We start from the raw sequence: 19,573 nt of genomic DNA, 5'->3' as shown, positions 1-19,573 counted from the left end.
AAGGAGAAAGTAAATATGATTAATGGTGAAAAAAACGTTGAGCAACCAATTCGCTGGGCAATGGTAGGTGGTGGAAGAGGAAGTCAAATTGGCTATATCCACCGTTCAGCTGCGTTACGTGATCATAATTTTGAATTGGTTGCGGGTGCCTTCGATATAAATCCAGAACGCGGGAAAAATTTTGGGGTTAATTTACATGTTGATCCAGAACGTTGTTATCCTGACTATAAAACGATGTTTGAAGAGGAAGCGAAGCGTGAAGATGGGATTCAAGCGGTTTCTGTTGCTACTCCAAATGGAACACATTATGAAATCACGAAAGCAGCTCTAAAAGCAGGACTTCACGTTGTGTGTGAGAAACCCCTATGTTTTACCACTGAAGAAGCAATTGAATTGCAAGAAATTGCGAAAGCAAAAAATCTTGTTGTTGGCGTTACATATGGTTATGCAGGACACCAGATGATTGACCAGGCACGAAGAATGATTGAAAAAGGAGATTTAGGAGAAATCAGAATCGTAAAAATGCAGTTTGCACATGGTTTCCATTCTGCTGCTGTAGAAGAAAATAGTGAAAGCACCAAATGGCGTGTTGATCCAAAAGTTGCAGGTCCAAGTTATGTTTTGGGTGATGTTGGAACACATCCATTGTACATATCTGAGGTCCTGCTGCCAAACTTAAAAATTAAAAAACTAATGTGTTCCCGCCAGAGTTTTGTTAAGAGCCGTGCTCCACTTGAGGACAATGCATTTACCATTATGGAATATGATAACGGTGCGGTTGGGTATGTGTGGTCTTCCTGTGTAAATGCTGGCTCAATGCATGGACAAACGATTCGTGTGATAGGTTCAAAAGCTAGCATTGAATGGTGGGATGAACATCCTAATCAATTAAGATACGAAGTTCAAGGTCAACCTGCACAGATCTTAGATCGTGGTATGGATTATCTCTATCCACAAGCACTTACAGATGATCGTATCGGTGGAGGCCATCCAGAAGGACTATTTGAAGCATGGTCAAATCTATATACTCGTTTTGCTAAGGCGATGGTTGCGGCAGATCGCGGTGAAACGTTTGATGCATCTTGGTATCCAGGAATCGAGGCAGGAGTAGAAGGTGTTCGCTGGGTTGAGAACTGTGTACGCTCTGCAGATAATGGGGCTGTATGGGTTGAATACCAATAAACATAAAGTTTTCATTACAATAAAGGCCTTTGATGATCTAAAGGGCCTTATTGTATAAAAAAGATTGAAAACGCTTTAATGAATCTGTAAGTTTTATAGAATGAAAGGCTTAAGGGAAAGATAATTAAAACCTTGGGAGGAACATGCATGGGTAATCAAGTAGGGAATTTTAAACGTAATTTAAGAACGATTATGATTTCTGCTACATTTGGGGGACTTCTTTTTGGATATGACACAGGAGTTGTGAATGGAGCCTTACCTTTTATGGCAAAACGTGACCAGCTGAATCTTACACCAACTACAGAAGGGCTTGTGACCAGTTCGCTTCTTGCAGGTGCAGCAATTGGTGCATTGTTAGGAGGAAAGCTGCAAGACCGTTATGGCAGACGTAAAATGATCCTTAATCTATCATTGTTATTTTTACTAGCAACACTTGGAACTACATTTGCTCCCAATGTTTCAGTAATGGTTACCTTTAGATTCTTGCTTGGACTTGCTGTTGGAGGAGCATCATCAATGGTACCGTCCTTTCTGGCCGAGATGGCACCTGCCGAGAATAGAGGACGAATGGTTGCTCAGAATGAAATTATGATAACCGGCGGACAATTTTTAGCTTATGTTTTTAATGCTATCCTTGGTGTAACAATGGGGGATACAGGACATGTTTGGCGTTACATGCTCATTATTTGTGCAATTCCAGCCTTTATGTTATTTATAGGCATGCTCAAGGTTCCTGAGAGCCCAAGGTGGCTGGCATCAAAAGGGAAAAAGGATGAGGCGCTAAGCGTCCTTAAACAAATCCGTGACGAGAAACGTGCTATTACAGAATTTAAGGAAATTGAAGAATCCGTTAAAAGAGACTCAAATCTTGAAAAAGCAACCATTAAGGACTTTTCTACTCCATGGTTACGCCGTATTTTGTTGATTAGTATTGGAATTTCTGTCGTGAATCAAATTACTGGGGTTAATTCCATAATGTATTATGGTACGCAAATTCTAGAGCAGGCTGGTTTTGGTACGAAGACGGCATTAATTGCAAACATAGCAAATGGACTTATTTCCGTTCTTGCTGTAATATTTGGTATTTGGATGATTGGCAAGGTGAACCGACGTCCAATGTTGATCATTGGTTTGTCTGGCACAACCACCTCACTATTATTGATTGCCATTTTTTCAATGGTACTTAAAGGTTCTCCTGCACTGCCGTATCTTGTGCTTTCCTTGACAGTTTTATTCCTAGCTTTTATGCAAGGGTGTATTGGACCGGTAACATGGTTAGTTGCTGCTGAGATATTCCCACAAAGATTAAGAGGCCTTGGTAATGGTATCAGTGTATTTTTCTTATGGGCTGTCAACTTTGTTATTGGTTTTACATTCCCTATTCTTTTAAGCACGATCGGTTTATCCGCCACATTCTTTGCTTTCGTTGTCATTGGCTTATTGGGAATTGCTTTTGTTTACAAATTTATGCCAGAAACAAATGGCTTTACACTTGAAGAGTTGGAGGAGCAGTTCCGTTCAAAGTATGATAAAGGTAGTATGAAAAAATCAATTAGTAATGCCCAGTAAGAAAAACTTTAAAACTAAAAATGTATTAAATAATAAAAAAGGCATAAAGGACTTTTTCTATAAAAGATCCTTTATGCCTTTCGATCAATTATGAACAACGTGTTTATTATAGTACTTTTCCAATACTTCCAAGGTCGTTTCTTTCGCTTTTTTAATGACTTCTTCAGGATCCATTTGATAATATTCCGGTCTGAATAACTCAACGGATGCGACAAAATCATAATTCAATTCTTTTAGTCTTTTCAAATGTGCCTCTAAATCAATCACACCGTGCCCAGGCCATACTCTATCACTATCACGCATTTGGCCAATCGGATAACCCTCCACATCATTGATATGGAAGATAAACAATTTATCTGCTGTTTCATCGGTTACATCTTCTAATCTTGAACCCATTCCAGTGAATTGGAACGTATCATACACGAGACCCACATTATCTCGATCAACTGCTTTTACAATACTGTATGCTTGTGCAAATGTATTAACGGTATTTTCCTGGATTCCAATAAACTCAATGGCAATCTTTACTCCGTATGGCTCGGCTAAATCAGATAGATGGGTTAAAACTCGGATACAACTTGCATTTACTTCTTCCGTCAATGTTTTTCCTTTTTCCGTCACATCGATATTCGAAGGTACCACGCAAATATATGGACAATCGATTTTTTTACAAATCTCCAAGTATTCGCTGAATTCCTCGATTATCTTCTCTTCGTCTTCTTTCGTGCGGTTATTAAAAAAGCATAAGGCGTTCAAAGAAAGCGGCTTAATATGATGGGTATCAAAATAGGCTTTTAAATCATCTAATGTATATTCTTGAAGATAATCTTTTAACTGGTCAATGGAGCGAATTTCAATAAAATCGTAACCGTGTTTTTCGCAATACTCTAAATTCTGTTGAAGAGAAGCACTTTCGAATGTTGTTCCTTCATTAAATGATAATTTCATAGGTAAACCTCCATTTAATAACTTATGTATGCGATTTCAGTTTAATGGAAATTTTCCTTCATTATCTTATATAATCTTGCTCTAAAATTGTATTTTGGTGCTATTTAATCATTTATTTAATAACTTTTGGTGATGAAATAGGTCGTTTACGGGCTAGTCTATTGAATATTAAAATAGTTCCCAAAAATAGACCATTACCTTTTGGATCAGGATAAAATATACTATAGGAAGTGTTTAAATTAGTGAGAGGTGAAAAAATGAATTACTATATTCCAAATGTAGAACCAGGCATCAAATCTAAGGGATTATATTTTTATGAACCTTCCGCTTTAACGAAAGAATTATATCATTATGTCCTATGGGGCGGTGAATATATCGTAGATGTTCCCTACAGCATTAAGCGAGATTACATGAATGCCTTTATCATCTTTTATATAAAAAAAGGATCGATGCAGTTCCACTATCTTGACCAATCATTCGTAGCCTCGAAAGATGAAATTGTTATTTTAGATTGTAAAGAAAAAAATAACTACTCTGCAATGGAAGAAACAACCTTTCAATTTTTTCACTTTACAGGCAGTCACACGCAAGCTATGTATAACGAGTTATACAAAAGAAAGGGTTGTCTGTTTAAACTGCCAACTGAAAAGAATAATATCCCGAATATTTTGTCTCTTATCGCATCGAACCAGGAAATAGACTTTAAACTATCTTTAGAGATTTATAAACTGCTGGGCAATTTAGTAGAGAGTACCCGTAGTACGTTTGAAAATAGAAAGGCAAATGCGGCAAAAGCAATACCACCCGAAATTCAAGCTGTACTGTCCTTTATTAGTGAGAATTACTCATCTAAGATTTCCGTCGAGCAGTTGAGTGAAATATCCAATTTAAGTACCTATCATTTTTGTCGTACGTTTAAAAAGTACATAGGAACCAGCCCTCACCAATATGTACTGAATTACAGATTGATCCAGGCTAAGAATCAATTGGTGGAAACCAATCTTTCAATTGAGCAAATAAGCATGGATTGCGGATTTAATAGTATTGGCCATTTTATTAAAGTGTTCTCCCAATCTACTGGTGGCATCACTCCTGGAAAGTTTAGAAAACTTTGTTTTTAATGATCTGTCTTTTAAACAGATATTCACTTTTGTGGGTATCTTTTTGTTAGTTTTTGATAAACTCATAAAAGTTTAGCAAGAAATGATAATTTGATAGCAATTTTTTATAATACATCGATTCTTCATAATTTATAAAATAAGGTCAACCGGTTAAACAGTCCTACTTTTTATAAGGAAGAAGGTTATACGATGGAAAATAAAAAAATCTCATGGGGGATTGCTCCAATTGGATGGCGCAATGATGACATTCCGGAAATTGGGGCAGAGAATACCTTATCACACTTACTAAGTGATATTGTAGTAGCAGGATTTGAGGGAACAGAAGTTGGCGGTTTTTTTCCAGAACCTAATGTTTTGAACAAAGAGCTTCAACTCCGCAACCTAAAAATTGCGGGACAATGGTTTAGCAGTTTTATTATTCGTGACGGTGTGGAAGAAGCCTCTAAAGCTTTCCATAAACATTGCGAGTATTTGAAAGCGGTTAACGCATCTGTTGCTGTTGTATCAGAACAAACCTATAGTATTCAAGGTACTGATAAAAATGTCTTCAAAGAAAAACCATTCTTCACAGATACAGAATGGGATCAGTTAGGCCAAGGACTAAACGAATTAGGAAAAATTGCTGAAGAATATGATTTGAAGCTAGTTTTTCACCATCATATGGGGACGGGCGTACAAACATTAGCCGAGATTGATCGTCTGATGGAAAACACAAATCCGAATCACGTTCATTTGCTGTATGATACAGGCCATATCTTTGTATCCGATGCTGATTATATGACTCTATTAAATAAACATATCAATCGTATCCATCATGTTCATTTTAAAGATGTGCGCACAGCAGTAAAAGAGCAATGTGAACAAGAAGGAAAGTCCTTCTTACAATCCTTTTTGGCAGGAATGTTTACCGTTCCTGGTGACGGCTGTATTGATTTTACAGAGGTATACAAGACGCTTCTGGAAACGAATTATTCAGGCTGGATTGTCATTGAAGCAGAACAAGACCCCTCAGTTGCACATCCGTTGGAGTATGCCTTGAAAGCCCGTAATTATATTAATGAAGAATTACTGCCATTAGAAAATGGTTCATTGATTAAAGCTTAATAAAAAACGAACCCTGGGGAGGGAGAATATGAGTAATCAGGCGATTAAACAAACACGTGATTACGAAAAAGCTTTAAAAAAGATTACGGTTATATCTACATTTGGGGGACTTCTTTTTGGTTATGACACCGGTGTGATTAACGGGGCATTACCTTTTATGGCAAAACCTGACCAGCTAAACTTGACACCCGCAACGGAAGGTCTTGTTACCAGTTCATTACTTTTTGGAGCTGCGTTTGGATCCGTATTTGGCGGGCGTTTATCTGACCGTTTTGGCCGCCGTAAAATGATTTTAAATCTCGCGTTACTATTCTTTATTGCCGCAATTGGGTGTACGCTTTCACCGTCAGCCGGTGTTATGATCGTGTTCCGATTCTTGCTAGGATTAGCCGTTGGGGCTGCATCTGTCATGGTGCCTTCCTTTTTAGCAGAAATGTCTCCTGTGGAGAAGCGGGGAAGGATGGTTACCCAGAACGAATTAATGATTGTTTCCGGTCAACTGTTAGCGTTTGTCTTTAATGCCATCCTAGGAAATACGATTGGTGAGGGAGCTTCACATGTTTGGCGTTATATGTTAGTGATTGCGTCACTTCCGGCTGTTGTCTTATGGTTTGGAATGTTAGCGGTTCCAGAGAGCCCGCGTTGGCTTGCATCCAAAGGAAAATGGGGAGATGCACTAAGGGTCCTTAAAGAAATACGGGAAGCAAACGGTGCGGATTTTGAACTTAAAGAGATGAAAGAACATATTGCTCATGAATCAGAAATTAAACATGCGACATTTAAGGATTTAAACGTACCATGGGTTCGCCGGATTGTCGGAATTGGAATCGGGATTGCCATTGTGCAGCAAATTACAGGTGTTAACTCGATTATGTATTATGGTACTCAAATACTTGAAAAATCCGGTTTTTCAACCAATGCGGCACTTTTGGGGAATATCGCCAATGGAGCGATCTCAGTCATTGCCACTTTCGTTGGAATCTGGTTATTAGGGAAAATTGGCCGTCGTCCTATGTTAATCGCTGGATTGACGGGTACAACAGCTGCTCTTGCTTTAATTGGGGTGTTCTCGTTAGTACTTAAAGGGTCACCAGCACTTCCGGTAGTCGTACTTAGCTTGACGGTTACCTTCCTTGCATTCCAGCAAGGTGCTATTTCTCCGGTAACCTGGTTAATGTTATCAGAAATCTTCCCATTAAAATTACGTGGTATTGGAATGGGTGTAACCGTATTCTGCTTATGGATCACAAACTTCCTTGTTGGGCTTTTTTTCCCAATCTTACTAAGTGCAGTAGGCTTATCGATCACATTCTTCATTTTTGCAGTGTGTGGAATTGCCGCTATTATATTTGTGAATAAGATCTTGCCAGAGACAAGAGGAAAGTCACTTAAACAGTTAGAAAGCGATTTCCGGAGTTATGGACAAAAAAGTCATAAACAAGCTTCTAATCAATAATGTTATAAAACTACGATTTAATTGAAAAATGAAAGCGTTGCCTGAGTTTAACCATTAAATATGTAAACATAAAAGGAGAGTATCAACATGACTTTAAGATTTGGTGTAGTAGGAACAGGAGCAATTGGAAGGGAGCATATTGATCGAATTACCAATAAATTATCCGGCGGTAAAATTGTAGCGGTAACAGATGTTAATCAAGAGTCTGCTAAGCAAACGGTTGAAATCTATCAATTAGATGCGGTTGTTTATCCAGACGATAAAGCTCTCATTGCGGATGAAAATGTGGATGTCGTCCTTGTTACAAGCTGGGGTCCTGCCCATGAAGCAACCGTTGTCGCAGCAGTAGAAGCTGGTAAGTATGTATTTTGTGAAAAACCTTTAGCAACTACGGCTGAAGGCTGTATTCGAATTGTTGAAGCGGAAATGAAGCAGGGTAAGAAATTAGTTCAGGTTGGATTTATGCGCCGTTATGATAGCGGATATGTTCAATTAAAACAAGTGATTGACAATAATGAAATTGGTGCGCCATTAATGATTCGTGCTGCACACCGCAATCCAATCGTTGGTGAAAACTATACAACGGATATGGCTGTAACAGATACTTTAATTCACGAAATTGATGCCCTTCACTGGTTAGTCAATGATGACTATAAATCTGTTCAAGTTGTTTTCCCTAGGAAGACAAAATATTCACATGACAAACTTCAAGATCCTCAATTATTTACAATTGAAACGAACAGTGGCATTGTCATGAGTGTAGAAGTTTTTGTGAATTGTAAATATGGATATGACATTCAATGTGAAGTGATTGGTGAAGAGGGAATTGTAAAACTACCTGAATTCTCCAGTGTGGTGATGAGAAAAGATGAAAAATTAAGCACAGGCATTTTAAATGATTGGAAATTCCGCTTTATGGATGCATACAATGTGGAAATCCAAGACTTTATTGATTCCATTACAAAAAAAGGTGAGCCTGAAGGACCAACTGCATGGGATGGATATATCGCAGCAGTAACATCTGATGCATGTGTAAAAGCTCAACAAACTGGTGAAAAAGAAGCCATTACACTTCAAGAAAGACCCGCATTCTATAATGAAAAAGAACTTCAAACGGTGTAATCCTTTAATTATAGTTAAATAGTTTATAAAAAGGAAATGGAGTACTCCATTTCCTTTTATTTGATTTGGGTTAATCTTGATTGTTGATTTAAATGGTATCTGCTTATTTTAGGAGGGAGAACCAATATGTGTACTTTATATGGCGCAAGCAGTTGATTTCAATCCATAAGTTAAATCCACCACCCTCTTCTCGAATACCCCCTAATGTGCTATACTACATAAGTTATGTTGAAAAATGTGGAGGACTTCATGGTGAAAGAAGCGAAGGCAAGAATTCAAAAAGGAAAAATACTATCATTTGTTCCTACAGGTGAATATTATTTCAAGAAGGGTGTCAAGGCATACCATCGACGAGATTTTATCAAAGCCAAAAAATATCTTGGGCGGGCGATTCAGCTTGAGCCGGGTGAACCAATGATTACATGCCAGCTGGCGATTGTTTCGACAGAACTTGGTGAATTCGAATATTCCAACCGACTCTTGCACGAAATCCTTGAAGAGCTTGATCCAGAAATGGCAGAATGCCATTACTTTTTAGCGAATAATTATGCCCATATGGGATTTTTTAAAGATGCCTACCATCATAGCAAATTATATTTGCAGCTTGATCCGGACGGTGATTTTTCCGACGACACTGAAGAGTTATTAGAAGTGCTGACATTGGAAGCGGATGAATTCGAGGATGAGCTATATGAGCAGGATGACTTAATCATCAAACAAGAGCAAGCCCGAGAATTGCTGGAATCCGGCTATTTTCCAAAAGCAATTGAGCTTTTAAAAGATGTTGTCAAGGAATATCCCGAATATTGGTCAGCTTATAATAATTTAGCACTAGCTTACTTTTATTTAGGAAAAGTAGAAAAAGCGGAAGCTATCCTAGAGGATGTGCTCGAGCGCAATACGGGCAACCTTCATGCTCTTTGTAACAAGCTTGTGTTTGCCCATTATCAAGGACAATCAGAGAATGTTGCTGAATTACTCAGGGGATTGAAAAAAATTCAGCCACTTCTAAGTGAGCATCAATTTAAACTTGGTGCGACCTTTGCGTTAGTCGGTGAATACGACCTTGCTTACCTATGGTTGAAAAAACTATATAAGCACGGTTTTGATGGGGATGGCCCATTTTATTACTGGCTTGCCTATTCTGCCTTTTATACAGGCTTTGAAAACTTTGCGAAGAGCATTTGGAAAAAGGTACTTGAGCTCAATCCTGACAAAGAAGGCTCAGAACCATGGAATCTCGAAACGTCACCAGGTAATGGTTTTGAAAATATGGCCGAATCCATTTTTCAAAAGCTTGACAGCGATTATGTGGAAGAGCGTTTATTTGCCCTTTTCTTAACGACTGTTTCGAGTAAAAAAGAAGAAATCATCGGCTCCAAACGGCTTTTTCAAAACCAAAAGCTGACGAAGCTGGAAAAAGAGTATCTCTCGATGATCCGATTAGGGAAACCATCTAAGACAAATGATGCCCAAGAAGTAGCAGAACTATTTTATGAAAATCATCAGCCGATTGGCACGATTGAGTCGGGGTTATATCTCCTGTGGTTTTCCGTGTTTGTCGAAGTATCTAAAGACGGTGCTCCATTAAAAAATAAACGTGCCTGGGCTGGAGCGGTCGAATACTTGTGGCATAAACTAAGAAGTGAGAAAGTTTCCCAGCAGGAAGTGGCCGAACGCTATGGCTTATCAACTGCCACTATCGGCAAATATGTTAAATTGGTTAACAACTATCTAAACTAAGCATATTCGTGGACTATAATTCAATTGTTTTATACGATTAAGTGGGAATGCTAATACTTAATCGTATTTTTTTATATAGGAGTTGAATCAAATGACTGAAGAAAAAATTTATGATGTCATTATTGCCGGCGCTGGTCCTGCAGGAATGACGGCGGCTGTTTATACATCGCGCGCCAACCTATCCACGCTGATGATTGAACGCGGTATGCCGGGCGGTCAAATGGCGAATACCGAGGATGTAGAAAACTATCCTGGTTTTGAGAGCATTTTAGGTCCTGATTTATCATCCAAAATGTTTGAGCATGCCAAAAAATTTGGTGCTGAATATGCTTACGGTGATATTAAAGGGATAGAAGACCATGGCGATTACAAAATCGTCAATGCTGGTTCAAAACAATATAAAGCCTACTCTGTCATCATCACGACAGGTGCTGAATATAAAAAAGTCGGTGTACCTGGTGAAAAAGAATTAGGTGGACGCGGTGTGTCTTATTGTGCAGTTTGTGACGGAGCCTTCTTTAAAAACAAAGAGTTATTTGTTATTGGCGGCGGAGACTCTGCTGTCGAGGAGGGCGTTTATTTAACGCGGTTTGCCTCAAAAGTAACCATCGTTCATAGACGAGAGCAGCTGCGTGCGCAAAAAATCCTTCAAGACCGCGCTTTTGCAAATGAAAAGGTTGATTTTATCTGGAACCACACGATTAAATCGATTAACGATAAAGATGGCAAAGTCGGAAGTGTAACGCTTGTTTCGACGCAAAATGGCGAAGAGCAAGAATTACCGGCAGATGGTGTGTTCATTTATATCGGAATGGTTCCACTGTCAAAACCATTTGAGAATCTCGGCATCACCAATGAAAATGGTTATATTGAAACCAATGATCGCATGGAAACAAAAGTGCCTGGTATTTTTGCGGCGGGAGATATTCGTGAAAAAATGCTTCGTCAGATTGTTACCGCTACGGGTGATGGCAGTATCGCTGCGCAAAGTGCTCAGCATTATGTAGAAGAGCTTATTGAAGAAATGAAATTAAAAAGTAATAAATAAATTAAAAGCGTAACCTTTTTATAACTCTCCTGTAACAGTAGTGAAATATAGATGGTGTATGATAAAGGAAATTGACCCCCTTTAAAATATATACCTTTCTGCACAGGCCCAGCAGCTTGTGCTCTTTTTTTGTGCCGTAATTTGAGACCTGTCCAGCTTCCACTCCAAGCGTTCCAGGCCATACGCCGTTGACCAGGGCGCTTCCGCTTTTCCTATTTAACAAAAATAACAAATTTGTATTCATTGTGGCGGTTTCCTAAAAATAGTATAATGAAAAGAATAAATTAATTTTAATCATCCAAGCTCCTATCCTGGTGCTTGTTCTTTCTAAAATTTTCAACTTGCGTCAGCGACGTATGTGCGCTTCTAAAGAGGTGAAAAATGTGCAGCGGGTAACCAATTGTGTGTTAATCAGAAATAATCAAGTATTACTACTGCAAAAACCGCGCCGCGGCTGGTGGGTGGCACCGGGCGGAAAAATGGAACCGGGTGAGTCGGTTCGCGATTCCTGTATTCGGGAGTTTCGCGAAGAAACGGGCATCTATTTGAAAAATCCACAATTAAAAGGAATTTTTACAATGATTATGAAGGATGCCGACGAGCTGTTGTCCGAGTGGATGATGTTTACGTTTGTGGCAACCGATTCTGACGGTCTTGATCTAGATGAGTCAGAAGAAGGCAAGCTTGCCTGGCAGCCGGTTGACCAGATAAAAGGTTTGCCGATGGCAGCGGGAGATCTACATATCATTGATTATATGATCCATGGTAAAGGAATCATTTATGGCACGTTTACCTATACAAGTGATTTTGAATTAATTAGTTATCGATTAGATCCAAGTTAAAGAATAGGGGGAATGACTATGAGTACCGGTTCGACAAGCGAAACCCAGATGGTCATTATAACGGGAATGTCTGGGGCTGGAAAAACAGTGGCCATTCAAAGCTTTGAAGATTTGGGATTCTTCTGTGTGGATAATTTACCTCCTACGCTCCTGCCTAAATTTCTTGAACTTATGAAGGAATCTGGGAATAAAATGAATAAAGTTGCTCTTGTCATGGACCTGCGCGGCAGAGAATTCTTTGACCATCTATTTAAAGGATTAGATGAACTGGCAGAGACCTCTTGGGTAACTCCACAGATTTTATTTTTAGATTCAGATGATGCTACCTTGGTGCGCCGATATAAAGAGACGAGACGGACCCATCCGCTTGCGCCAACTGGACTTCCGCTTGAAGGAATTACATTAGAGAGAGAATTGCTAGAAGAGTTAAAAGGCAGAGCACAGTTAGTTTACAATACATCCCAGATGAAACCGCGTGAACTGCGTGAGAAAATATTAACTGAATTTACGACAAATAAACAATTAATGTTTACTGTCAATGTCATGTCGTTTGGGTTTAAATATGGAATCCCTATCGATGCTGATCTCGTTTTTGATGTACGTTTTTTGCCGAATCCTCATTATATTGAACATATGCGGCCAAAAACAGGGTTGGATGAAGAGGTTTCCAATTACGTTTTAAAATGGAATGAGACCCAAAAGTTTTTGGAAAAGGTAACCGATTTGCTCAGCTTTATGCTTCCGCATTATAAGAGAGAAGGAAAAGCGCAGCTTGTCATTGCGATTGGCTGTACAGGCGGACAGCACCGTTCCGTTGCTTTAGCTGAAAATATCGGCCGTTTTTTCCAAAACGATTATAAAACGGTTGTTTCTCATCGTGACATTGAGAGGAGAAAGGAAAAAACAACATGAGAGAGTTAGGACAGCCTCGCATTGTCGTAATTGGCGGTGGAACAGGATTACCTGTTTTGCTACGTGGATTGAAACAGTATCCTGTTGATATCACCGCCATCGTGACAGTGGCGGATGACGGTGGCAGCTCGGGCCGTTTGCGCGAGAATTTGCATATACCGCCTCCAGGCGACATACGCAATGTGTTAGCCTCACTGTCAGATGTTGAACCGCTCGTTGAGGAGATGTTTCAGCATCGCTTTAAAACGGCGAATGAATTATCCGGTCACTCGCTTGGTAATTTAATTCTGGCCGCGATGACCTCGATTACAGGTAACTTTGTCCATGCGATTCAGGAAATGAGCAAAATCTTAAATGTACGTGGTAAGGTCTTGCCGGCAGCGAACCAAAGCGTTGTCTTACATGCTGAGATGGAGGACGGTGCCATCGTTTCGGGTGAATCAAAAATCCCTTACTCAGGGAAAAAAATTAAAAAGGTTTATCTCACCTCCAAAAGCAGTATCCGGCCCTTGCCGGAGTCGATTCAAGCCATTCGACAGGCTGATTTAATTATTATCGGACCAGGAAGTCTGTATACGAGTATTTTACCGAATCTCCTTGTACCGCGCTTAGGTGATGAGGTGTGCCACTCCCTTGCGAAAAAGGTTTATATCTGCAATTTGATGACACAGGCCGGAGAAACGCATGGCTTTACAGCGAGTGATCACGTAAAGGCCATCTATGATCATATGAACTGTGCCTTTATCAATACCATACTCGTCAATAATGAAGAAATACCGCCTGATATTCAACTACGCTATAATGAAGAATTGGCAGACCCTGTCCAATACGATTTACCAAGACTATCTGAACTCGGTCTTGAAGTCGTTCATGCGGATATTGCTTATCAGGAAAATGGGGCATTAAGGCATGACCCGAAAAAGGTCGCAAAAATTTTATATAATTTACTGGTTGATGAAACTAAAAAGCGATATGAATCGTAATAAGTAGTACAATTAAGTTTAAACATTTGTTCCATTCAGTTTAATAAGGTGGTGAGGGGATGTCTTTCGCTTCGGAGACCAAAAAAGAATTAACTAACTTGGAAGTGAAAACTTGCTGTAATCTTTCTGAGCTATCAGCATTGATTCGTATGAATGGTTCCCTTTCCTTTTCGAATCGTAAGTTAGTTGTCGATATTCAAACCGAAAATGCGGCGATTGCCAGAAGAATCTATACATTATTAAAAAAAAGCTATCAAGTGCAGGTAGAGCTTTTAGTTCGAAAAAAGATGCGCTTGAAAAAAAACAATGTTTACATTGTGCGCTTAGCTGAGCAGGCTAAGGAAATTTTAGAGGATACGAAAATACTTGGTGAAGGTTTTACCTTTATTCATGATATTTCGCCGGATTTGATCAAGAAGAAGTGTTGTAAGCGTTCTTATTTACGAGGTGCATTTCTCGCTGGCGGCTCGGTCAATAATCCGGAGACTTCTTCCTATCACTTGGAAATTGCTTCGCTCTATAAAGAACATAATGATTCTTTATGCGAATTAATGAATACATTTGGATTGAATAGTAAGACCCTTGAACGTAAAAAAGGATTTATCACCTACTTAAAGGAAGCTGAGAAGATTACCGAATTTCTCAATATCGTGGGTGCCCATAATGCCCTGCTTCGTTTTGAGGATGTAAGGATCGTCAGGGACATGCGAAACTCCGTTAATCGCTTAGTAAACTGTGAAACAGCCAATCTAAATAAAACGATTGGTGCATCGATCAGACAGGTGGAAAACATCCGCTTTATTGACTCAACCATTGGCCTTCAAGTTTTACCTGATAAGCTGAGGGAGATCGCGGAGCTCCGTGTTCAATATCCTGATGTCACGCTGAAGGAATTAGGGGAAATGGTTTCCGGTGGTACCATTAGTAAATCCGGAATTAATCACCGTTTAAGAAAAATCGATGAGATTGCTGACAAGCTCCGTATTGGAGAAATAACGTCACATACTCACAGTTTTTAATTGTGTAATATTTAACAAGTATAATAAAACAACTTGAGGAGGAATTATTATGTTGGTAAAAGAAATAGAAGTAAAATTAAAAACAGGTCTTCAAGCACGTCCTGCAGCTCTTTTTGTTCAAGAAGCAAATCGGTTTTCCGCAGATATTTTTCTTGAGAAGGATGGCAAGAAGGTAAATGCGAAAAGTATTATGGGATTAATGAGTCTTGCTGTTGGTTCAGGGGTTTTAATTAATATCATTGCCGATGGCGAAGATGAAGAGAAAGCTATTGTGGTGTTATCAGATTTTATTCAAAAAGAACAGTAATAAAAAAGGATTCGGCACAGGCTGAATCCTTTTTTATTGGAAACTGTGTTAATCTTGAATGTGATTTCCGCTCCAGGCGGCTTCGCTTTCTGCGGGCGTGCCGGGGAGCCTCCTCGGCGCACTTGCGCCTGTGGGGTCTCCCCTCCCCGTACTCCCGCAAGACTTTGGATTTTCATCCTCGAATCCGCCCACGCACGAAGGAAATGCGATAGCATTTTCGAGGAGTCTTCGCCGCCTTCCACTCCAATCAACGTGCTAAAACTCAACAATCACCTTTAACATAGTCAAAAAAAAATAAAGCAACCGACGTGATGACGGTTGCTTTGCTTTTATTTTTTCTCTGTTGTATCAGTAGGTTTGCGAGTGATGATGCTGTCGATAAGGCCGTATTCTTTAGCTCTTTCAGCAGTCATGAAATTATCACGGTCTGTATCGCGTTGAATGACTTCAAGCGGCTGACCAGTGCGCTCTGCTAAAATACCATTTAATTTTTCGCGAAGGAAAAGAATGCGTTTTGCTGCAATTTCTATTTCCGTTGCTTGACCTTGCGCGCCGCCTAGTGGCTGATGGATCATCACTTCTGCATTTGGAAGTGCATAGCGTTTTCCTTTTTGTCCGGCAGAAAGCAAGAATGCTCCCATTGAAGCGGCCATACCGATACATACGGTTGATACATCTGCTTTAATGTACTGCATAGTATCGTAAATTGCCATTCCAGCTGTGATGCTTCCGCCTGGGCTGTTGATATAGAGAGTAATATCTTTTTCAGGGTTTTCTGCTTCAAGGAATAATAATTGTGCTACAATGCTGTTAGCTACATTGTCATCGATTGCGCTTCCTAGCATAATAATCCGGTCTTTTAAGAGACGGGAGTAAATGTCATAGGCTCTTTCGCCGCGATTTGTTTGTTCAATAACTGTAGGAATCAAATTCATTTTTCTTCCTCCTTTGATTAGAAAAGGTAAAAGCTTATGTAATAGTATCATACACTGATGGTCAATAAAGGTCAAACAGTTTGCCTTCTAAAATGTTCGACAACTTTCCCATCAACAGGATAACCATTTCTCGTAAATTTAAAACCTATTTGCCGCTTGCAATTATTGAGGATTTAACATATAATATAAAAGTCGCTAATAATTATGCGCTCGTGGTGCAACGGATAGCACGTAAGATTCCGGTTCTTAAAATGGGGGTTCGATTCCCTCCGAGCGCGTCATAATAATTCATGATATCACTGCGTTTTATACGCAGTGATATTTTTTTTGTTCACTATTAGGAAGCAAAAAAACTATGGTAAGAAAATAAAATAAAAAGGTTAGAATGAACTTTAAAAATTAAGGTTCCTTTTTTTGGTTTGATTAAATCTTCTAATAATTTAACACGGATATCCACTCATCGTGTAAAATAGAAAAGGAGGGGTGAACATGATGGATTTAAAACCGGGTTTATGGCAGCAGCAAACATTAAAATTAACCATGACGCAGGAGTTGTCGCAGGCAATCGCCTTATTGCAGTACTCTGCCCAGGAGCTGGCTGCATTTTTAGAAGATAAGGCATTGGAAAATCCTCTCCTTAAAGTCGAAAATGTGAATGTTAAACCGATGAATCCGTTGATCGATCGTAACCGTCGGAAGCATCAAAAGTCGGAAAAGGACTGGATTGAACAGATTGCAGACAAGCCCTTTTCGCTTGAGGAATACTTACTCTCTCAACTTAACATTAAAAACTTAACGGCTGAGCAAATGAAAGTGATTCGGCACTTGATCAAAAATATAGATGAAAACGGTTACTTTACGGGGAGTCTTTCTGAAATTGCCCTAAAATTGCACGTAGAGTTAGAATCCATTGAGGACTGCCTCGCGATTATTCAAACACTCGAGCCGGCTGGCATTGGGGCAAGAGATTTGCAAGAATGTTTAGCTTTGCAATGTTATTATAAAAATCCAAACAACGAACTAGCGCAAACGATTCTATCAACATACTTTATTCCCTTTGCTGAAAAAAAGTGGAAGCCGATTGCAAAAGAATTAGGTGTGAGCTTGAAGGATCTGCAAGATGTCTTTGATGAAATCCAGCAGCTCAACCCAAAACCTGGTGCATTACTCCATCAGGAGCGAACCACCTATATTATTCCCGATGCGATTATTGAGCAAACCAGTGAGGGATTAACGGTTCGAATGTTTGATGAATCTCTGCCGCGGATTCGCTTTAATGAGCCTTATTATCAAAAGTTTCATAAACAAAATCAGCAGGTCAGCCGTTTCCTGCAGGATAAAGTCCAAGACTACCAATGGATCTTAAAAAGTATTGAACAACGGAAAGAAACTCTTACAAAGGTAGTAGCCAAGATTGTAGAAAAACAACCGGCCTTTTTTCAAAAGGGAAGCCAATATTTAGTGCCCATGACAATGAAAGAAATCGCCAGTGAACTTGAAATTCATGAATCTACCGTCAGCCGGGCTGTCCGGGAAAAATATGTGCAAACACCAATAGGCACCTATCCATTAAAAACTTTTTTTACTAGTACGATTCAAACCTCAGACGATGAGAGTACATCTTCCACACTGGTAAAGAATGAAATTGGTTTCTTGGTGGCCCAGGAAAATAAGGAAAAACCGCTATCGGACCAAGAGATGGTTGAACTGCTGAAGAGGCAAAAGGGAATCCTAGTTTCACGAAGAACCGTGGCTAAGTACCGGGAGCAGCTAGGAATTCCATCGTCAACAAAAAGGAAACGGTTTGTGTAAGCAAGGAAAGGAAAAAAGAAATGCAAACAATCACCTTATATACTAGAAATCGCTGTCCGCTCTGTGACAAAGCGAAAAATACTATTTTAGAATTGCAAGAGGACTGGAAGTTTCGCCTTGAAGAAATTGATATTGACTCAAGTGATGAATTAACAGAACTTTATGGTCTCATGATTCCGGTTGTTCATTTAGACGGAGAAGAAGTGGGATTTGGCTTTGTTGACAAAATTGACATAAGTAATCGTTTACAAGAAAAAAACTGAAGTAAATGAGTTGAAATGAAATTTTACTCCTGTTACAATGAAAAACGTAGTAGGGGTGATTTTTTTTAGCGTAGGTGGGACATAATTTGTCTATGGTGGACATTTTACGACCAACTACATATAATAAAGGAGCATGCAGTTCATGCAGTCATTTATTGATATCCAAAAAAGATTATTACCCGATCTCCTTCAAATCCTGCAGAAGCGACACACCATTTTACGATACATAGGATACATGCAGCCAGTAGGAAGAAGGAGCTTAGCTGTCAGCCTTGGGCTTACCGAAAGAATACTTCGCAGTGAAGTAGACTTCCTTAAAGAGCAAAATCTTATTCATACTAATAATGTAGGAATGAGTTTAACGACGGAAGGGAAAAATTTACTTGAAGATTTAGAAGGTTTAATGCGTGAGCTAAAGGGTATAGACGTCATGGAACTAGAATTAAAACACCGGCTCGGCATTAAAAAGGTGATTATTGTCCCTGGTGACAGTGACGAATCATCGTTGGTCAAAGGTGAACTCGGCAAGGCTACTGCATCTTGTATGAAAAAGCTTCTAGGCGGGAAAAATATCATCGCTGTAACTGGCGGTTCAACAATGGCTGCCGTTGCGGAAAGACTTTCACCCGATTTAACCCAAAAGGAATTACTGTTTGTTCCGGCAAGGGGAGGGGTTGGTGAAGATGTACATAATCAGGCAAACACGATTTGCTCGAATATGGCAGACAACACTGATTCCCGGCACCGAGTTTTATATGTTCCAGGTCAGGTTAGTTCGGAAATTTACGAATCTCTGATCAAAGAGCCCGATATCCACGAGGTCTTAACTTTAATTCAATCAGCCAGCATGGTTCTCCATGGAATTGGAGATGCTATTACAATGGCTGAGCGGCGAAAAACCAACCCTGATATTAAGATGAAACTTGAAGAAGGGAAGGCTGTTGGCGAGGCATTTGGGTATTATTTTAACGAAGAGGGCGAGATTGTCCATAAGGTTCTAACAATTGGGCTTCAGCTCGAAGATCTAGAGCATATCCCTAATGTAATTGCGGTTGCAGGCGGGACATCAAAAGCTAAGGCAATAAAGGCCTATTTAAAACAAGCACCGAAATCGACGATTCTTATTACCGATGAAGGTGCAGCAAAAACGTTATTGAAAGGGTAATTCCTTTTAAAAAAATATAGCTTTACCCAACCAAAGGAGGAA

The 19,573-nt window shown here is 39.5% G+C and carries 18 protein-coding genes and 1 tRNA gene; 17 read left to right on the top strand and 2 right to left on the bottom strand.

The genetic code is table 11. The features are described from left to right. The first annotated feature begins 15 nt into the window (after positions 1 to 15). Both L1999_RS25515 and L1999_RS25510 read left to right on the top strand, forming a co-directional pair. Positions 16 to 1,182: a Gfo/Idh/MocA family protein gene (locus L1999_RS25515; protein WP_235741081.1), complete on the top strand. Its 1,167-nt coding sequence runs from the start codon at positions 16 to 18 to the stop codon at positions 1,180 to 1,182. Positions 1,183 to 1,329: 147 nt separating this feature from the next. Then, positions 1,330 to 2,751 (top strand): sugar porter family MFS transporter, encoded by a 1,422-nt coding sequence (locus tag L1999_RS25510; protein ID WP_235741080.1) that lies wholly within the window; start codon positions 1,330 to 1,332, stop codon positions 2,749 to 2,751. 84 nt (positions 2,752 to 2,835) lie between these two features. Here the strand turns inward: L1999_RS25510 and L1999_RS25505 are convergent, their stop codons facing one another. Further along, on the bottom strand, positions 2,836 to 3,699 hold the full coding sequence (locus tag L1999_RS25505) for a sugar phosphate isomerase/epimerase family protein (protein WP_235741079.1): 864 nt from the start codon (positions 3,697 to 3,699) through the stop codon (positions 2,836 to 2,838). Between the two features lie 257 nt (positions 3,700 to 3,956). Between L1999_RS25505 and L1999_RS25500 the strand changes: the two genes are divergently transcribed. From L1999_RS25500 to L1999_RS25450, 11 genes are all read left to right on the top strand, one after another. Continuing rightward, the gene (locus tag L1999_RS25500; RefSeq protein ID WP_235741078.1) at positions 3,957 to 4,820 is read left to right on the top strand and encodes a helix-turn-helix domain-containing protein; all 864 of its coding nucleotides are present in this window, start codon (positions 3,957 to 3,959) and stop codon (positions 4,818 to 4,820) included. Between the two features lie 189 nt (positions 4,821 to 5,009). Further along, positions 5,010 to 5,924 (top strand): myo-inosose-2 dehydratase, encoded by a 915-nt coding sequence (gene iolE / locus L1999_RS25495; protein ID WP_235741077.1) that lies wholly within the window; start codon positions 5,010 to 5,012, stop codon positions 5,922 to 5,924. Positions 5,925 to 5,952: 28 nt separating this feature from the next. Further along, complete coding sequence (locus L1999_RS25490) at positions 5,953 to 7,380, top strand: sugar porter family MFS transporter (protein WP_235741076.1); 1,428 nt, start codon at positions 5,953 to 5,955, stop codon at positions 7,378 to 7,380. 87 nt (positions 7,381 to 7,467) lie between these two features. Beyond that, positions 7,468 to 8,502, top strand: a complete 1,035-nt coding sequence (locus tag L1999_RS25485) for a bifunctional inositol 2-dehydrogenase/D-chiro-inositol 1-dehydrogenase (protein ID WP_235741075.1) — start codon at positions 7,468 to 7,470, stop codon at positions 8,500 to 8,502. Positions 8,503 to 8,751: 249 nt separating this feature from the next. Further along, positions 8,752 to 10,245: a tetratricopeptide repeat protein gene (locus tag L1999_RS25480; RefSeq protein ID WP_235741074.1), complete on the top strand. Its 1,494-nt coding sequence runs from the start codon at positions 8,752 to 8,754 to the stop codon at positions 10,243 to 10,245. 91 nt (positions 10,246 to 10,336) lie between these two features. Beyond that, the gene (gene trxB / locus L1999_RS25475; RefSeq protein WP_235741073.1) at positions 10,337 to 11,293 is read left to right on the top strand and encodes a thioredoxin-disulfide reductase; all 957 of its coding nucleotides are present in this window, start codon (positions 10,337 to 10,339) and stop codon (positions 11,291 to 11,293) included. 383 nt (positions 11,294 to 11,676) lie between these two features. Beyond that, positions 11,677 to 12,135 carry an NUDIX hydrolase gene (locus L1999_RS25470; protein ID WP_235741072.1) on the top strand — a complete coding sequence of 153 codons (459 nt, stop codon included), beginning with the start codon at positions 11,677 to 11,679 and terminating at the stop codon, positions 12,133 to 12,135. A gap of 18 nt (positions 12,136 to 12,153) precedes the next feature. Beyond that, entirely contained in the window at positions 12,154 to 13,047 is an 894-nt protein-coding gene (gene rapZ / locus L1999_RS25465) for an RNase adapter RapZ (protein WP_235741071.1), read from the top strand. Next, on the top strand, positions 13,044 to 14,030 hold the full coding sequence (locus L1999_RS25460) for a gluconeogenesis factor YvcK family protein (protein ID WP_235741070.1): 987 nt from the start codon (positions 13,044 to 13,046) through the stop codon (positions 14,028 to 14,030). The genes rapZ and L1999_RS25460 overlap by 4 nt, the downstream gene beginning before the upstream one ends. A gap of 59 nt (positions 14,031 to 14,089) precedes the next feature. Then, a complete protein-coding gene (gene whiA / locus L1999_RS25455) occupies positions 14,090 to 15,049 on the top strand; it encodes a DNA-binding protein WhiA (RefSeq protein WP_235741069.1) in 960 nt (319 codons plus the stop codon). 49 nt (positions 15,050 to 15,098) lie between these two features. Beyond that, positions 15,099 to 15,356: an HPr family phosphocarrier protein gene (locus tag L1999_RS25450; protein WP_215045095.1), complete on the top strand. Its 258-nt coding sequence runs from the start codon at positions 15,099 to 15,101 to the stop codon at positions 15,354 to 15,356. Positions 15,357 to 15,685: 329 nt separating this feature from the next. Here the strand turns inward: L1999_RS25450 and clpP are convergent, their stop codons facing one another. Then, positions 15,686 to 16,291, bottom strand: coding sequence for an ATP-dependent Clp endopeptidase proteolytic subunit ClpP (clpP, locus tag L1999_RS25445; protein ID WP_235741068.1), 606 nt, complete (start codon positions 16,289 to 16,291; stop codon positions 15,686 to 15,688). Between the two features lie 206 nt (positions 16,292 to 16,497). On the opposite strand from clpP, the gene L1999_RS25440 reads away from it, so the two are divergent. The 4 genes from L1999_RS25440 to L1999_RS25425 all read left to right on the top strand — a co-directional run bounded on the left by L1999_RS25440 (position 16,498) and on the right by L1999_RS25425 (position 19,531). Then, positions 16,498 to 16,569 (top strand) — tRNA-Arg (locus L1999_RS25440). A 214-nt stretch (positions 16,570 to 16,783) separates the two neighbouring features. After that, positions 16,784 to 18,103, top strand: coding sequence for an RNA polymerase factor sigma-54 (rpoN, locus tag L1999_RS25435; protein WP_235744465.1), 1,320 nt, complete (start codon positions 16,784 to 16,786; stop codon positions 18,101 to 18,103). Positions 18,104 to 18,123: 20 nt separating this feature from the next. Beyond that, positions 18,124 to 18,366, top strand: a complete 243-nt coding sequence (locus tag L1999_RS25430; protein ID WP_235741067.1) for a glutaredoxin family protein — start codon at positions 18,124 to 18,126, stop codon at positions 18,364 to 18,366. A gap of 142 nt (positions 18,367 to 18,508) precedes the next feature. Then, positions 18,509 to 19,531, top strand: a complete 1,023-nt coding sequence (locus L1999_RS25425; protein WP_235741066.1) for a sugar-binding transcriptional regulator — start codon at positions 18,509 to 18,511, stop codon at positions 19,529 to 19,531. Positions 19,532 to 19,573: the final 42 nt, after the last annotated feature.

Origin of the sequence: Neobacillus drentensis (assembly GCF_021560175.1) — a bacterium.
GTDB lineage: Bacteria > Bacillota > Bacilli > Bacillales > Cytobacillaceae > Neobacillus > Neobacillus drentensis_A.
The sequence above is the reverse complement of the archived record's forward strand: the minus strand, read 5'-3'. Positions and strand labels throughout refer to the sequence as shown.

Bases quoted from the DNA above. Each gene is read 5' to 3' on its own strand.
- L1999_RS25515 (WP_235741081.1), top strand. From the start codon at position 16: ATGATTAATGGTGAAAAAAACGTTGAGCAACCAATTCGCTGGGCAATG.
- L1999_RS25510 (WP_235741080.1), top strand. From the start codon at position 1,330: ATGGGTAATCAAGTAGGGAATTTTAAACGTAATTTAAGAACGATTATG.
- L1999_RS25505 (WP_235741079.1), bottom strand. From the start codon at position 3,699: ATGAAATTATCATTTAATGAAGGAACAACATTCGAAAGTGCTTCTCTT.
- L1999_RS25500 (WP_235741078.1), top strand. From the start codon at position 3,957: ATGAATTACTATATTCCAAATGTAGAACCAGGCATCAAATCTAAGGGA.
- iolE (WP_235741077.1), top strand. From the start codon at position 5,010: ATGGAAAATAAAAAAATCTCATGGGGGATTGCTCCAATTGGATGGCGC.
- L1999_RS25490 (WP_235741076.1), top strand. From the start codon at position 5,953: ATGAGTAATCAGGCGATTAAACAAACACGTGATTACGAAAAAGCTTTA.
- L1999_RS25485 (WP_235741075.1), top strand. From the start codon at position 7,468: ATGACTTTAAGATTTGGTGTAGTAGGAACAGGAGCAATTGGAAGGGAG.
- L1999_RS25480 (WP_235741074.1), top strand. From the start codon at position 8,752: ATGGTGAAAGAAGCGAAGGCAAGAATTCAAAAAGGAAAAATACTATCA.
- trxB (WP_235741073.1), top strand. From the start codon at position 10,337: ATGACTGAAGAAAAAATTTATGATGTCATTATTGCCGGCGCTGGTCCT.
- rapZ (WP_235741071.1), top strand. From the start codon at position 12,154: ATGAGTACCGGTTCGACAAGCGAAACCCAGATGGTCATTATAACGGGA.
- L1999_RS25460 (WP_235741070.1), top strand. From the start codon at position 13,044: ATGAGAGAGTTAGGACAGCCTCGCATTGTCGTAATTGGCGGTGGAACA.
- whiA (WP_235741069.1), top strand. From the start codon at position 14,090: ATGTCTTTCGCTTCGGAGACCAAAAAAGAATTAACTAACTTGGAAGTG.
- L1999_RS25450 (WP_215045095.1), top strand. From the start codon at position 15,099: ATGTTGGTAAAAGAAATAGAAGTAAAATTAAAAACAGGTCTTCAAGCA.
- clpP (WP_235741068.1), bottom strand. From the start codon at position 16,291: ATGAATTTGATTCCTACAGTTATTGAACAAACAAATCGCGGCGAAAGA.
- rpoN (WP_235744465.1), top strand. From the start codon at position 16,784: ATGGATTTAAAACCGGGTTTATGGCAGCAGCAAACATTAAAATTAACC.
- L1999_RS25430 (WP_235741067.1), top strand. From the start codon at position 18,124: ATGCAAACAATCACCTTATATACTAGAAATCGCTGTCCGCTCTGTGAC.
- L1999_RS25425 (WP_235741066.1), top strand. From the start codon at position 18,509: ATGCAGTCATTTATTGATATCCAAAAAAGATTATTACCCGATCTCCTT.